The sequence below is a fragment of the Coprobacter fastidiosus genome, assembly GCF_030296935.1.
Lineage (GTDB): Bacteria > Bacteroidota > Bacteroidia > Bacteroidales > Coprobacteraceae > Coprobacter > Coprobacter fastidiosus.
The window spans coordinates 305,762-322,622 of the sequence record NZ_AP028032.1 but is presented as its reverse complement, the minus strand read 5'-3'; the positions used below and the strand labels follow the sequence as shown (position 1 = coordinate 322,622).

The following is a 16,861-nucleotide window of genomic DNA, read 5'->3' as shown; positions in this document are numbered from 1 at the left end:
AAAACGCAGAACTCCTTTTCTATGAAAACATATTAAGTAAAAATAAATGCCTACAAGTTAACAGCCGAAAAAACAGCTTCGGCACAATAATATCCTTCTTCGTATAGATCTGTCAATTTTTTTATATTCTGTTCTATCCGATCAACGACTAAGGGCTTTTGAGGACGTATAACGATTGCCTGATTATTTTTTTCCATCATTTCTATTTCATCCATCGTTTTATTGTACTCACGCATACGGTGACAAAGCCGATTTTTCAATGCCGGATATTTATGATAAAAAAATGGTGGAAGTTTCACCTCTTTTTCTTCTTTTCTATATCCCTTATTACGTGTCAAGACCAAAACCATCTGATCATACCCGTCTTCACAAGCTTTCCGAAAAGGTATAGGATCACAAATTCCTCCATCCAGCATCGGTTTATTATCAATCCATACAATCGGCGAAACAAACGGCAGGCTGCTGGACGCCCTACATATCTGCAATAATCTTTGCGGAGATCGTTTTTCTTCAAAATATTCGGCTTCTCCAGTTTCACAATTTGAAGTAACCATGATAAAACGATCCGGTGATGCAAAATAGGTATCAAAATCATAAGGAAGAACCTTATTGGGCATCTCATCAAATAAAAAGTCCATATTCAATATACTTTTATTGCTCCAAAAAAATTTAGGACTTATATAATGATATTTATCCAATAAGTCTATATTCGAAATTTTAGCTCGTCCCCGTTGTTTCGATGCATACGATAATCCATTACAAGCTCCTGCCGATACACCTATCGTATATGGGAAATAGATGTTTTTATCCATAAGATAATCCAGAACTCCAGAAGTAAATACTCCTCTCATTCCACCACCCTCTAAGACTAAAGCCCAATCACTAATCATAATATTTTTTTGTGTTAGAACAACCAAAAATAATAAAAGTTTCGTTTTTCTATATCAATGACAAAAAAATAAGGAAACCTTTTTCAAAGTTTCCTTATTGACTAATATACCGTCTGTTTTTAATATGCACGGGCAAATAGAACTCGTCGAGCAGAAGGCTTACCGGTTACCATACAAACACCCGGAGTCATATCTCCATCAAAAGGAATGCAACGTATCGTCGCTTTAGTTTCTTCTTTGATACGAGCTTCTGTTTCTGGTGTTCCATCCCAATGAGCAAGGATGAATCCGCCCTCCTCAATCTTTTCTTTAAATTCATCGTAAGAATCGACTTCAACAATATGTTTAGCACGATAATCAAAAGCTTTTTTATAAATATTAGACTGAATATCATCCAGTAACTTTTTCACATACAATTCGATATTATCGCAAGAGACCGTTTCCTTTTCTAATGTATCGCGACGCATTACCTCCATCGTGTTGTTTTCTAAATCCCGTCCTCCCATAACCAAACGAACAGGCACTCCCTTCAATTCATAATCGGCAAATTTAAATCCGGGACGTTTATTGTCGGCATTGTCATATTTGACAGATATTCCCAATTCTTTCAATTTAGCCACGATACCGGCAACTTTCTCATCAATGACAGCCAGTTGCTCCATATTTTTATAAATGGGGACTATTACTACTTGAATCGGTGCTAACTTAGGAGGCAATACCAAGCCGTTATCATCGGAATGAGACATAATCAAAGCTCCCATCAAACGAGTAGAAACTCCCCATGAAGTCGCCCAAACATAGTCGAGTTTATTATTTTTATCAACAAACTGCACATCAAAAGCTTTTGCAAAATTTTGTCCGAGAAAATGAGAAGTTCCCGATTGCAAAGCTTTACCGTCTTGCATCAAAGCTTCGATAGTATAGGTATCCAAAGCTCCGGCAAACCGTTCGTTTGCCGACTTAACTCCCTTGATTACCGGCATCGCCATATAATTTTCAGCAAAATCGGCATACACATTCAACATGCGTTGAGCCTCTGCCTCCGCTTCCTCACGGGTAGCATGGGCCGTATGACCTTCTTGCCAAAGAAACTCTGCCGTACGCAAGAATAGCCTTGTGCGCATCTCCCAGCGCATCACGTTTGCCCATTGATTGCAGAGAATAGGCAGATCACGATAAGATTGTATCCAATTTTTATAGGTACTCCAAATAATAGTTTCGGAAGTAGGTCGTATAATCAACTCTTCTTCCAGTTTTGCTGCCGGATCGACAATAACGCCAGAACCGTCTTCTGCATTTTTCAACCGGTAATGAGTCACAACCGCACATTCCTTAGCAAAACCTTCGACATGTTCCGCCTCACGGCTTAAATAAGACTTAGGGATCAATAGCGGAAAATAAGCATTGACATGTCCGGTTTCCTTAAACATATCATCTAATTGACGTTGCATTTTCTCCCATATTGCATATCCGTAAGGTTTTATAACCATACAACCTCTTACTGCCGACTGTTCCGCCAAATCGGCTTTTACGACCAAGTCATTATACCATTGAGAATAATTTTCACTGCGTTTTGTCAGGTCTTTCAGTTCTTTTGCCATGTATTTATGATATTTTTATAATCCTAATTTTGATTTCGAGATGCAAAATTATAAAAAAGCGGAATTATTTCATGCTTTTACTATTGAAAATCAATATAACAATGCACATTTATAACTAATATGTAATCTTTCCTTTTCCTGCTAACTTTAACAAAGCCTCACCCGGGACAAGATAAATTTCCATACGCCGATTTTCGGTTCTATTGGCATCCGATGTATTCGGCATTATAGGATTTGAGTTTCCCATACCATAGGGAACTATGTAGTCTGACACTCCGCCATGCTCTTGTAACCATCCTGCTACGGCACGTGCGCGAGATTCGGATAACCTACGTGTATAAGCATCACTGCCTGTATCATCGGTATACGCAGCCAACAAAATATGATAATAATCGGGATTCTCTACATATTTGACAAACGGACGCAAAATCAATTCTGCTCTATCCCACAAAAGTGTATCATTGGGTTGGAAAAGCTGGTCCATCGGAATAACGACCTTTATAACTTCTCCTTTTCGAGGCGTAGATAATTGAGCATGCTTTATCCGGCTCAAACGACGTACTTCCTGAGACAAAGCAGTTTTCAAATTATTGACAGCCGAACTTGCCGGAACTGGTATTTTAATGTTTTCCTCTAAAGTAAGTTCATGGAGGTTTATGTGTATCTCATCTTTTTTTTCTCTCTTTTTAAAAAAGCGTTTTCCCGAATCTATCCAACGAGATATACGGTTTTTCTCTTTTACAGATTGATTATCTTGTGCCTCTATATAAAAAGGACAAGATAGCAATAAAGTCAGCAAATATATGATATAAATCTTGGTTTTCATTAAAAACGAGCTATACGGTACTGGAGACAAACTCTCACAAAAAAACGGAAAGATATATAAATATCATTCCTTTTCATACAATCATAAAAGTAACAATCATTCGAACATTCCTATAGAATCGCAATATTCAAGTTCACCTTGAACTACCATAGAAACATCATCCGCATCAAATCGTGTAAATCCGTTTTTACGAGCATTCGTTATCACATACTCGGTCAGTTCATCTTCTATGATATCGACCTCACTATCATTGTTCTCATCCATATATCCTTTACTTTCGTAAAATTCATATATCAGATCGATTACATAGTTGATATCATCATCAGAAAACTTAGAAGCGACTTCTCCAGGAAGAAAATTCCGAATAAATTTCACGGCGTCATCTTCATCATATTGCAAATCATCTTGTTGGCTCATAAAGATAAATTTATAAAGTTTATCGGGTAAAAGTAAGCAACCTTATCGGCATATCCAAACTCATACACTCTTTTTTGAGTATTTTAAAAATAGAGGAAATAAAAACAAATTAATTTTCTATCTCAAACAAATATTAATTCTCAATTAATAATAAATCGAGCCATAAAATAAGCATGTAAAATTATTTTTGTTAAAACTTAATTTTAAAAACCCATTTAAATCTCATAAAAATACTTTATTAACGATCTGCTCTACTTTCAATAAAATTGTCAAACAGATTCTAAACTTGAAAATAAAATAGAAATGAAGAAAAAAATTTGCACCTGTTTTCTTATGACAGTCATAGGCATGAGTTCGCTGTACGCCCAAAATTGGCGGCTTATAAAACCCGCCTACCCGACAAAAGACGCTTTCGTAGCGGGATACTCGGTTACCGACTTCGGAGCTAAAGGCGACGGTATAACAGATGATACCGAAAGTTTCCAGAAAGGGCTTAACAGCCTGACTAATGTTGGTCCATCGAAAGTTAACGGCGGAATACTATTCGTACCAGCCGGAAAATATGTCATCAAAGGAAATCTTAATATTCCCAAAGGGGTGACAATACGAGGCGAATGGAAAAAACCGGAAAAAGGGCAACCGATAGAAGGGACTATTCTTATGGCATACGCAGGACGAGGAGATGAGAATGCTACCCCGTTGATTACAATGGAGCCGGCAGCCGGAGTCATGGATTTAGCAATTTGGTATCCGGAACAAACTCCGGATAATATCGTACCCTACCCCGCTTCTATCGTAATGGGTAAGCCCAAACATTTCGGGAATGAATATTGTAATGTTAAAAATATTACACTAGTCAACTCCTATATCGGTATTGCAATCTCCCGAGTAAACGGAGGAGGATGTCCGGTCTTTTATGACATATACGGAAGTCCTCTATCGGTTGGTATCGAAATCGACTACATCGCAGACGTAGGACGTATAGACCGCGTAGATTTTTCTCCGGCTTATTGGTGCGGATCGGGGCTTCCCGACTCTCCAGCAGCAGGCGGATCATTCGATAAATGGATCTACGAAAACGGAACCGGTATCATGATGCGTAAAAACGACTGGTCATATACTACCAATATCACTGTAGAAGGTTATAAAGTAGGGTTCAACGCAGCTCCATCGATTACGAATGAAGGGTCTAAACCCAACGGACAAAATTACCAATTGAAAGTTATCGGTTGTAAAACGGGTATCCAATGCGATGCTATTGCCAACTCAGGAATACAATTTACACGAAGCATCATAAAAAACTGTGAAAACGGTGTAGTCGTAAACAAAGGTACTGCAGGTGCATTGCATTTTCATACTTGCGAAATAGATGCAACTCAAAACGCTTTTGTCACAGATGCAGAAAGCTCTACCCGTATTATGATTCTTCAAAATCAAATTCAAAAGGGGAATGTCAATATCAATGGGGCTATTTTGACTTTTATCGACTGCGATTTTTATAATCCCGCACCACAAATCGTTCTCGGAAGAAATGCCAGAAGCATAATTACGGGAAATCGGTTCAAAGAAAAAGTAAACATAGAGAATCATTCTTTATTGGAATGTATTATAGACCACACTCCTGTTTCATTGGAAAAACTTCCGGAATTTCCCGTGGCAATGTTAGAAAATCAAAAACAAAAACCGGACAGAGAATATTTGTACCTGGCAACAGATCCTGAATTCGGTGCAAATCCTGACGGAAATACCGATAACACTCAAGCTATACAAAAAGCTTTAGATAAAGCCGCTGCTGAAGGAGGAGGAATCGTTTATCTTCCACCGGGGAAATACAAGGTATTAGGAAATCTGAATATTCCTTCAGGAGTAGAATTAAAAGGAGCTCTGGATAACAGCTCTGCTCCTGTCGGTCCCGGGAGTATCCTGCAAGTATATTCAGGGAAAGGGAATTTAAACGCCCAACCTTTTATGACGATGAAAGAAAATAGCGGATTAAGAGGCGTCGTATTCGACTATCCTGAACAAAAAACCTCAGACCTTCCCAACCCTATCGTCTATCCTTATTGCGTACAAGTACAAGGAAAGAATGTATATATTGTTAATGTCGGTATTCGAGCTGCTTATCAAGGTTTCGATTTATTTACATACAAATGCGATAACCATTATATCGATTATATTTCGGGACATTCGCTAAAAACCGGAATAAAAGTAGGTGGAGGATCGGAAAATGGAAAAATCTGCAATCTACAATATAATCTCATCGTCTATGCTTGCGGTTACCAGACAAAATTTGGTAGCTTCAGCAATTCTATAGAAGCTTATAAAGATATGGTATATACCTATGGTTATGAAAACTTCGACTTTTTAGTGGTTGAAAATTGTAAAGATGAATGGTTATACAATAACTTCGCTTTCGGTGCTCAACGTGGATTACTGTTTACCGGCAATAATGCCGAAAACGCTTCTAACGGTATAAGTGTAGGAATGGCAATAGATGGAGCAAGAAGAGCATATTGTTTCGATGCATTAAACAGTAAAGGGTTCGACTTTATTAATAATCAGATTGTATCTACGGGAGAACCGAATACTCGATATATCGAAACAACAGCGAACTTTACCGGAAGAGTAACTTTACATAACTCTGACTATTGGGGCAGCGCTCTACAAGGGGTACAAGTAGAAAACGGGACAGTCAATCTGATTGCAGCCAGCTTCGTACAACCAGGGAAAGACAGATTTGCCAATATTATCGGAGGTAAGTTGAATATTACAGCATCTCACATTACACTGAAAGACCCGCTATTGAATTCAGATAATGAATCTCGATTTTCAGCCCAATCTTCCGTTTTAGATGGGAAAGGAATAACAACCTCGAAATGTGAACTCTGGAAAAATAACATGAGTAACACTCCGACATTGGCGATACCACAGTCCAGTGTACTGGACAGAACAGGCTGGATCGCCTCCGGCTCAAAAAACAGTAATAGTGCCAATAATGCCATAGATGGAAAAGAGGATACCCGATGGACCAGCGGTTCTCAAAAAGAACCGGGAGACTGGTTTAAAGTCGATATGCGAAACAAACAAAAATTCAATCTCATCATTCTCGACACGACAGGCAGCCCCAATGATACTCCGGCAAAATATGAACTGTATGTCTCTGATGACGACCTTGACTGGGGAGAACCTATCGCAACAGGAGAAGGTAGTAGCATGATGACGATCATCAGTATTCCTACACAAAATGCCCGCTATTTCAAAGTCGTACAAACAGGCAATACGAAAACTAATTATTGGTCGATACACGAAGCGTATGTCATTAATGATGATTATGAAAATGCCGTAAAATCGACTTTTCAAAAGGACTCGAACATTTTTTATGCTAACGGTAATATTTGTTTAAAAGGGTTTTCCGGAAAATCAGAAATAAACGTATTTCGAATAAACGGAGAAAAAGTTTTCTCTTGCCAATCGGAATCTCAACAAGTGCAAGTTCCGATGGAACAAGGAATATATGTTGTTCACGTCAACAATCAAAATCATAGTTTCTGTAAGAAAATAATTATTCAATAAATCTTTTACCAAAACTTGTTCGATTTAATATTAATATAACATTATTTATTACGTGAAAAAGAATAAGGATATCTCCGTTATACATGGGAATATCCTTATTTTTTCTTTGAAATAAACATTTGGACCTTTCCACAATTAAATCCGATCTATTTAATCATAATTTAATTCCTTTTTTATTCCAAAATAAGAAAATTCATAATACATCGCCCATATCTTTGTTTATTATTAATAAAACAAAATACACCATGAGAAAAAGAATACCTATTATTTCATTTTTATTTCTTTTTTGCTGTATAACAACAGTCTGGAGTCAGAGACCTGTTCCGACAACCATCACATGGGAATTGGCAACACCCCAATACCCTACACCGGATGCATTTGTTTATGCTTTTAATGTAAAGGAGATGGGGGCTAAAGGTGACGGCATAACTGACGACACAGAGGCATTTCAAACAGCATTAAATAAATTAAAACTTATAAATAACGTAGCAACCCGTTTTGGAGGTACAGTTTTTGTTCCTTCGGGAAAATATGTCATTAAAGGTAATCTAACGATTCCCAAAGGGGTCACACTTCGGGGAGAATGGAAAAAACCGGTAAAAGGAGAACCGATAGAAGGGACTATTCTAATGGCATACAACGGACGAGATGATGCCGCCGGAACTCCTCTGATCACATTAGAACCGGCTGCCGGTTTTCGGGATATGGCAATCTGGTATCCGGAACAAACTGCAGACAATATTGTTCCGTATCCGGTTTCTATAAGAATGGGACGAAATGGGATTTTCGGAAACAATTTCTGCAATGTCAGAAACGTTACCTTGGTGAACAGTTATTTCGGAATAGAAATTTTCGATGAACAGACTGCCGGCTGTCCTGTTTTTTACGATATATACGGAACTCCCCTTTCGGTCGGTATAGAATTTGACAACATCGCAGATGTAGGACGTATAGACCGTGTCGATTTTTCTCCGGCTTACTGGAGCGGTTCAGGATTAGAGGGTTCTCCACAAATAGGAGGACCGCACGAACAATGGATTTATGAAAACGGAACCGGTATCATGATGCGACGCAATGACTGGTCTTACACTTGTTATGTCAGCATCGAAGGCTATAATACCGGTTTCAATGCCGCACCCTCCACAGCAAGTCCGGGATCGTTCCCTAACGGGCACAACTATGAATTATCATTCAAAAACTGCAAAAACGCTGTAAAAATAGACGCTATTTCCAATGCCGGAATTTTATTTTCAAAAATACATATCGATGATTGTGATAATGGGTTTGTCATTTCTCCGGGTGTCGGAGCAACGCTTCACATGATGGGATGCGACATCTCGACAAATCAAAATGCAATCACGACAGATAAAGAAGCATCTACACGTGTCATGATGCAAAGTTGTGAAATAAAAGAGGGCGAAATAAATATAAACGGAGGAATCTTATCTTGCACCAGTTGCGATTTCAATAATAGTTCCCCACAAATACACATAGGTACTAATGCTCAATATATTATTACAGGAAATAGATTTAAAGAAGCTTGTAATATCGATAATAAATCTCTTTTTAAAGGGTATATCGATCATTCTCCAATTACGGTAAAACCATTACCTGAATTTCCTCAGATTAGTCACGATACACAAAAACAAAAACCGGAAAGATTGACGTTGTATAAAGCAGAGATGAAAAACGGCGTAGATCCTTCCGGAAATTCAGATTGTACCTCTGGACTTCAAAAATTATTAGATCAAGCAGCTGCAGAAGGAGGAGGTATCGTATTTTTACCTCCGGGAACTTACCGATTTAACGGCAACCTAAATATTCCGTCGGGAGTAGAACTAAAAGGAGCAATCGATAATAGTACCACTCCCGTAGGCGGAGGTAGCATTATACAAGTATATAACGGTAAAGGCGATGAAAATGGAACTCCATTTATCACCATGCAAAAAAATAGCGGTTTACGAGGAGTTACCATTAACTATCCGGAACAAAAATCCTCTCTCCTGCCCGATAATATATTAAAATATCCTTATACGGTACAAGTACAAGGAGAAGATGTGTATATTGTCAATATTGCCATTCGCGCTGCTTACAGAGGATTCGATCTATTTACATACAAATGCGACAATCATTATATCGACTATATTTCAGGGCATTCATTCAATACCGGAATTCGTGTAGGCGGAGGATCGGAAAATGGAAAGATATGCAATCTACAATACAATCCGATCTGCTATACAAACGGTTATGAATCGAAATTCGGCAGTTTCCCAAATTCCGTAAAAGAATATGGAGATATTGCCGGAAATTATTGTTTCGATAATTTCGACTGGTTGGTTTTAGGCGATTGTAAAAACGAACTGTTATACAATGATTTTGCTTTCGGAGGACAACGAGGGGTAATATTCTCTCAGGATAATGGAAAAGGGCCTCAAGGAACAAGTGTCGGATTAGGAATCGACGGAACACGCAGAAGTATGTATTTTGGAGGAATGTCTCCTGAAGGGTTTGAACTCATAAACACGCAAGTAGTAGCAGTCGCTAAAGGCTCGTCTGATCTTTCAAACACAAAATATCTCGAACTCTCAAGTGATTTCACCGGTGGAGAAGCGACTTTATTCAATTCCGACTATTGGGGTAGCGCCAAACAAAGTATTTTAGCAGAAAACGGGACAATAAATTTATATAACGCATGGTTTCAATCTCCCGGAGAGAATCATTTTGCCGATTTGAAAGGAGGAACTATAAATATCGTCAATTCAAATATATCTACTAAAAATCCATTATTGACAAATGGCAGCGAAGCACATCTTTCGATCCAATCTTCTGTTGTCGATCCTTACAATAGCAACACAGACAATTGTATCCTCTGGAAAAATAACTTAGCGAATACGCCCGAACTAGCCGATGTCGAGATGTTGGACAGGAGCGGATGGATAGCTTCGGGATCTAAGAATAACGGCGATGCAAAAAACGCTATAGATGGAAAAGATGATACCCGATGGACCAGCGGACCGCAAAAAGAGTCGGGAGACTGGTTTAAAATAGATATGCGGAGTCCTCAAAAATTCAATACGATTATTCTGGACACATCGAAAAGCCCGAATGACTCTCCGGCAAAATATGAGCTGTATGTTTCTAATGACGACCTTACATGGGGAGAACCCGTTGCAAGCGGTGTAGGCGGAGGAACATTGACGATTATTAATATGCCGACACAAGATGCCCGGTATTTTAAAATAATACAAACCGGAGATACCAAAACAAATTATTGGTCGATATATGAATTAAAAGTAATCTACAATAGCACAGAAACCGGAATAGAAACATATACTCAAAACGAGGGTAATGTCTATTGTACAAACGGAAATATTCACTTAAAAGGATTTTCCGGCACAAGTAAAATATCGATTTATAATCTTGAAGGGAAAAAAGTTTATTCTGTGAAAACAGATACGAACTATATAAAATCAGGACTTACTCCGGGTATATATATTATACACATACAAAATGAAGAAAAACAATTCAGAGGGAAACTGAACATACAATAAAATAAACTGCAAATCAAGAGCAGAAACAATAAATTTATTCGATCCGGAACGTAATCGTTTAATCTTGATTTTATTAGAACAAGAAATAAGACATGATAAAATAACCAATCGCAGAGAATAATATGCGGTTGGTTATTTATTTGAACGATTATCTAAAATCAACACATCAGTCTATCTAAATTCTGCACAAACATTTTGAGTACTGTTTCAAGTATTTGTATTCCAATAAGAAACATACGGACTACCAAACAGTAAAATAGACAAAAAAGAAAAGCAAAAAATTCTGAATATATAATTTTATCGGAAATCTTAAACAGATTAAACATTGCATTGCACTAAAAAATACACCCCAAAGTTTTTTTGTCTAACTTTTGGGGTGCTGAACATCTTGAATCTCGTATTTTTAGTATGAAATAAAACAAAAAGTGATTCGCAATATTAATCCATAAATCTCAACAACAAGAACAAGAACAAGAACAATATCCAATTCATGAGGTCACAATTTAAAAGGATGAGGCTTTACATAAATTTTAAAATCCCTGATTCCTCCGGGAACTTCACTCTCCATACGAGGCAAATACTGAATTCCGGTTAATGTATAAACTGCTCCTAAGTCAATGACTACGGAATGAGGATAATCAATCCCCGCAACAGTACTCCAATAAGTAGATTCCTGCAAATCGAAAATTTTATCTGCCGAACGATTGACATGCGACACATCCTCACTATCGGCATAAGTTACAATCCACGGTTCACGAGAAAGTCGTTCACCATTTTCAGTCAATACATGCATTTCTGCAATACAAGCAAGTTCTTTCCCATCTTGGGCATTCAATGCTTCTAAACAAATATAACGACCTGTAACAGGTTTATCAAATTTTATTTCTTGCCAGCCATTTCCCGATTTAAAACATCCTGAAAAAACAGGAGATTCATTCGAAAGATTTAAGTTTTCACCCTTTTTACGATGCGTAAGCGGCTTTTGAACAAGCAATTGATCCAAAAGCGGCTTATCCAAACCTTCAGATTTCGCATCTTTAGGACCGATAATATCAAAAACGAGGATTTCATTCTCTCCTTTCTTCAACCAACAACCCGGAACATAAAGCGTCTGTTGCGGACCGATTTCCCAAATGCGCCCTAATGCATAACCGTTGACATAGACCAGTCCCTTACCCCACGTCTCGAAATTCAAAAAGGTATCGCCTGGCTTTTTCACTTGAAAAGTCGCCCGATAACAACCCGGAATACGCTGACCGTATTTATCTTTTAACGACCGTATCGGGTGGAATTTCATTTTTTTATAAAATTCATAGGAATCTTCAATATTGAAAACTTCCCAATTCTTTAAATCGCAAGTAAAAGGATACCCATCTATATTTATAGAAAGCTCCACATTTTTCGTAATACCTTTATAATCTTTAATTGCTCGTCCGAAATTAATACGTCCCATAGCCTCTACAAGAATATCAAGCTGTGCTCCTTTCGGACATGCTGGTAAAGTAAGTTGTTTTTCTCCGTTACGGCGATCCAGCTTTCCTATATATTTACCATTGACAAAGATCTGTGCATAATCGTGCGCCTCATTTACCGTAAGTTGTGCTGAAGAGGTTATTTCCGGTAAAATCGTACGATAAAGAATCGTACCGAATCCTTGATCATACTCTTCCATAGTGCGAATGTTTTTATCTTTTTTGGATATCGGTAAATTTGCAAATAACGGAGCGACTTCTGTAAATTGAAAAGCAGGAATACTAACAGATTTGATCATATCCGGCACTTTCGTCTGTTTCTCCCCATTCATATATTTTCCCAATGTTTTCCGTAACGCCCAATATTTGGGTGTAGTTTGCCCCGATTCGCTAATAGGGGCATCATAATCATAAGAAGTAACATCAGGGGCAAATCCCGGAGAGTTTGCTCCTGCCCAATGCCCCCAATTAGTTCCCCCGTGGGTCATATAGAGACTAAACGAAATGCCTTTCGACAGCATCTCATCAATACCAGCTATCATGTCCGAAGCCGGTCGGGTTTCATGGTTAGCACCCCATTTATCGAACCAACCACTCCAAAACTCACTGCACATCAACGGGCTATCGGGACGAAGCTTTTTCAATCCTGCAAATTGCTGATCGATATTAGCACCCGTGCCGAAATTTATAGTCCAAAGTAAATCCGGCAAAGCATTTTTGGTAAAATTTGATGCCCAGTCACACTGAAATAATGTTACATCTCCAAAATTAGTACGTACAATATCACGTATCAGAGATACATATTCTTTACTTTCTCCGTAAGACCCGTATTCATTTTCTACCTGGACCATAATGATAGGTCCTCCATTCTGAATGGTCAATCCGCCAACTTGTCGTGCAACTTCCTGTTCAAATATATTTACACGTTCTATAAAATACGGATCTGCTTCTCTCAGGCGTATATCTTTTTTCTTAAGTAACCACCAAGGTAATCCGCCCATCTCCCACTCGGCACAGACATACGGACCCGGACGTAAAATGACATACATATCATTTTGCTGACACAGCCTACAAAATGCAGCCAAATCATTTTGCCCGGTAAAATCAAACTCTCCCGGTCGAGGCTCATGCAAATTCCAAAACACATAGAGACATATCGTATTCATACCAAGAGCTTTACAAAGCTTGATGCGCTGTTCCCAATATGGTTTCGGTATGCGAGGGTAATGTAATTCTGCCGCTTTTATGATAAAAGGCTTACCGTTCAATAGGAAAGTACCTTTCCCAACTTCAAAGCCAGATCGAGGCATTTCACCTTTTCGAATTTCATCATTTACATTAAATTTATCTTCATGGCAAACCTCGTATCTATAAACTGTATTCTTTGGGTTTTCCTCTCTTGACACCACAAAATCACTGACTAAACTATTCTTTGCCTCTATCACAAAGAGATTGCACACAATTCCAAACAATAAACTCAAAAATATATTTCTCATACAACCAGTATTAGATATACAAATCTATGATTTTTTAAAATGCAAATGTAAATGAAAGGGGGAAAAGAAAAGGAATAGAAATATTTCAAAAAAGATCAATTTTAAATCAAAATCCAAGACTCACAAACAAAAAAAGGGGAACTTTACTTTTTAATAGTAAAATTCCCCCTCTATTATAGAAATATCAATTAATTTCTAAATACCAACCCGTTTTCATCAGCATCGATAACTATGGGTTTGCTTTTATCTACTTTCTGAGCCAATAAATCTTTTGACAATTGATTCAATATATATCGGTGAATGATACGTTTTACGGGACGAGCACCGAATTGCGGATCATAACCTTCTTTAGCGACAAATGCCAAAGCTGCCGGTGTAATATCCAGTTTCACACCATTCGAAGCCAACAATTTCTCAATTCCTTTAAGTTGCATTGCAACAATCTGTTCGATCTCTTTTTCATTAAGAGGAGTAAACATAATCGTTTCGTCGATACGATTCAGGAACTCAGGACGTATAGACTGCTTCAACAAATCCAAAACCTGACGTTTGGTCATTTCTGTAATTTCATCTTTATTTTCGGGTGTAATTTTCTCGAAATTCTCCCGAATAAGACTTGATCCCATATTGGAAGTCATGATGATAATCGTATTCTTGAAATTCACCAAACGCCCCTTATTATCGGTCAAACGTCCGTCATCCAACACTTGCAATAAAATATTGAAAATATCGGGATGAGCCTTTTCTATTTCGTCGAACAACACTACCGAGTACGGTTTACGCCGTATCGCTTCGGTCAACTGCCCGCCTTCTTCATATCCGACATATCCGGGAGGCGATCCGATAAGACGGGTCACACTGAATTTGTCTTGATACTCACTCATATCGATACGGGTCATCATATTTTCATCGTCAAACAAATATTCCGCCAAAGCTTTTGCCAACTCTGTTTTTCCGACACCCGTAGTTCCCAAGAAAATAAATGAGCCTATCGGACGACGCGGATCACTCAGTCCCGCACGACTACGACGAACTGCATCCGAAACAGCCTGTATTGCTTCTTCCTGCCCGACTACACGTTTATGAAGTTCTTCTTCCAGATGAAGCAGTTTTTCTTTTTCACTCTGCATCATCTTGCTGACAGGAATTCCCGTCCATCTGGAAACGACATCGGCAATATCTTCCGCATCCACCTCTTCCTTGATCATGGCAGCTCCGCCTTGCAAAGTCTTCAGTTTTTCCTGAACATCTTTTATTTCTTGTTCTTTGGCCGTAATCTTTGCATACCGTATTTCAGCGACTTTTTCATAATCGCCCTCTCTCTCCGCACGGTCGGCCTCAAACTTAAGGTTCTCTATATCGATTTTGTTTTGCTGAATTTTATTGACCAATTCCTTTTCGGATTCCCACTTAGCTTTAAATTTCGTTTCTTCCTCTTTCAAATTGGCAATTTCCTCATTCAACGTTTTCAGCTTATCTTTATCATTTTCTCTTTTGATCGCCTCCCGTTCGATTTCCAACTGTTTGATACGACGAGAAATCTCATCCAAAGCCTCAGGAACAGAATCTACCTCAAGACGCAGCTTGGCGGCAGCTTCATCCATTAAATCGATTGCCTTATCCGGTAAAAACCGATCTGTAATATATCGTTCGGACAGTTGTACGGCAGCAATGATCGCATCATCTTTAATACGCACTTTGTGGTGATTTTCATACCGTTCTTTTAAACCTCTCAAAATCGAAATCGTACTCAATTCATCAGGTTCATCGACCATAACAATTTGGAAACGACGTTCAAGAGCCTTATCTTTTTCAAAATATTTCTGATACTCATCTAAAGTAGTAGCTCCGATCGAACGAAGTTCTCCTCTTGCCAATGCAGGTTTTAAGATATTGGCGGCATCCATTGCCCCCTCACCTTTTCCCGCACCGACTAAAGTATGTATTTCATCTATAAAAAGAATAATCTCTCCTTCAGCCTGAGTCACCTCATTAACAACAGCTTTGAGTCGTTCTTCAAACTCGCCTTTATATTTAGCTCCAGCAACCAAAGCTCCCATGTCCAAAGAATATATCTGTTTACTTTTCAGATTTTCAGGAACATCACCACGTACAATTCTGTGAGCCAAACCTTCTGCTATGGCAGTTTTACCAGTACCCGGCTCTCCTATTAATATAGGATTATTTTTCGTACGCCGACTTAATATCTGCAATACCCTACGGATTTCATCATCTCGTCCGATAACAGGATCAAGTTTTCCGGTACGGGCACGTTCATTCAAGTTAATTGCATACTTACTCAAAGCATTATAAGTATCTTCAGCAGAAGCATCCTTTACACTTTGTCCCTTTCTCAATTCATCAATAGCCGCTCCCAATTCTTTTTCATTAATTCCGGCATCTTTCATAAAAGACGATGCAGAACTTTTTGTCTGTAATAGAGCCATTAGAATAGACTCTAAAGCAACAAACTGATCTCCCATTTTAGAAGAGTAGTCAGAAGCTTTCTGCAATACCGCATTTGCTTCACGACTCAAATAAGGTTCACCGCCACTCACCTTAGGTAAAGAGGCAATCTCCCGATCAACCGCTGTTTTCAGTAAGTTGACATTAACGCCTAATTTCTGAAAAATATAATTGACAAGGCTTTCTCCTACATCAACAACACCTTTCAGCAAGTGTACCGGCTCGATAGCCTGCTGTCCATTGGCAGAAGTTATCTCGACTGCTTTCTGAACAGCTTCTTGCGATTTGATTGTAAAATTATTAAAGTTCATATCTTTTTTCTCCTTTCCATTCTTTTTTTAGTTAAATTCAAGAAGTTATTCGCAAAAGGGATGCCAAATGAATTTACGGACAAAAATACTAGTAACCAATCGGTTAAAATGACAAAATGACCACATTAAAGATTACGAACAACCTACCGATAAAAAAATGTATTTACACTTAAACAGTTCCATAAACTGACATTTTGACCTATATCACCTATAACAACTCGAGTTCAGCTTTGTTCGACAAACAATAAAGAAGAAGCA

8 protein-coding genes are annotated in these 16,861 nt (G+C 38.3%); 2 read left to right on the top strand and 6 right to left on the bottom strand.

Annotation, left to right across the window (positions count from 1 at the left end; translation table 11 throughout):
• Nucleotides 1-50 precede the first annotated feature (50 nt).
• The 4 genes from QUE35_RS01220 to QUE35_RS01205 form a co-directional block, all read right to left on the bottom strand.
• Nucleotides 51-890, bottom strand: a complete 840-nt coding sequence (locus QUE35_RS01220) for a patatin-like phospholipase family protein (protein WP_022599421.1) — start codon at nucleotides 888-890, stop codon at nucleotides 51-53.
• Between the two features lie 119 nt (nucleotides 891-1,009).
• The gene (proS, locus tag QUE35_RS01215; protein WP_009316820.1) at nucleotides 1,010-2,491 is read right to left on the bottom strand and encodes a proline--tRNA ligase; all 1,482 of its coding nucleotides are present in this window, start codon (nucleotides 2,489-2,491) and stop codon (nucleotides 1,010-1,012) included.
• Between the two features lie 115 nt (nucleotides 2,492-2,606).
• Nucleotides 2,607-3,317, bottom strand: a complete 711-nt coding sequence (locus QUE35_RS01210; protein ID WP_022599436.1) for an OmpA family protein — start codon at nucleotides 3,315-3,317, stop codon at nucleotides 2,607-2,609.
• Between the two features lie 96 nt (nucleotides 3,318-3,413).
• Entirely contained in the window at nucleotides 3,414-3,734 is a 321-nt protein-coding gene (locus QUE35_RS01205; RefSeq protein ID WP_009316818.1) for a hypothetical protein, read from the bottom strand.
• A gap of 303 nt (nucleotides 3,735-4,037) precedes the next feature.
• Here QUE35_RS01205 and QUE35_RS01200 point away from each other — a divergent pair, with 303 nt between their 5' ends.
• A complete protein-coding gene (locus QUE35_RS01200; protein ID WP_031258018.1) occupies nucleotides 4,038-7,307 on the top strand; it encodes a discoidin domain-containing protein in 3,270 nt (1,089 codons plus the stop codon).
• A gap of 245 nt (nucleotides 7,308-7,552) precedes the next feature.
• The gene (locus QUE35_RS01195; protein ID WP_022599440.1) at nucleotides 7,553-10,858 is read left to right on the top strand and encodes a glycosyl hydrolase family 28-related protein; all 3,306 of its coding nucleotides are present in this window, start codon (nucleotides 7,553-7,555) and stop codon (nucleotides 10,856-10,858) included.
• A gap of 496 nt (nucleotides 10,859-11,354) precedes the next feature.
• Here the strand turns inward: QUE35_RS01195 and QUE35_RS01190 are convergent, their stop codons facing one another.
• Together QUE35_RS01190 and clpB are read right to left on the bottom strand one after the other, a co-directional pair.
• The gene (locus QUE35_RS01190; protein WP_022599442.1) at nucleotides 11,355-13,826 is read right to left on the bottom strand and encodes a beta-galactosidase; all 2,472 of its coding nucleotides are present in this window, start codon (nucleotides 13,824-13,826) and stop codon (nucleotides 11,355-11,357) included.
• Between the two features lie 188 nt (nucleotides 13,827-14,014).
• Complete coding sequence (gene clpB / locus QUE35_RS01185) at nucleotides 14,015-16,603, bottom strand: ATP-dependent chaperone ClpB (protein WP_009316813.1); 2,589 nt, start codon at nucleotides 16,601-16,603, stop codon at nucleotides 14,015-14,017.
• Nucleotides 16,604-16,861: the final 258 nt, after the last annotated feature.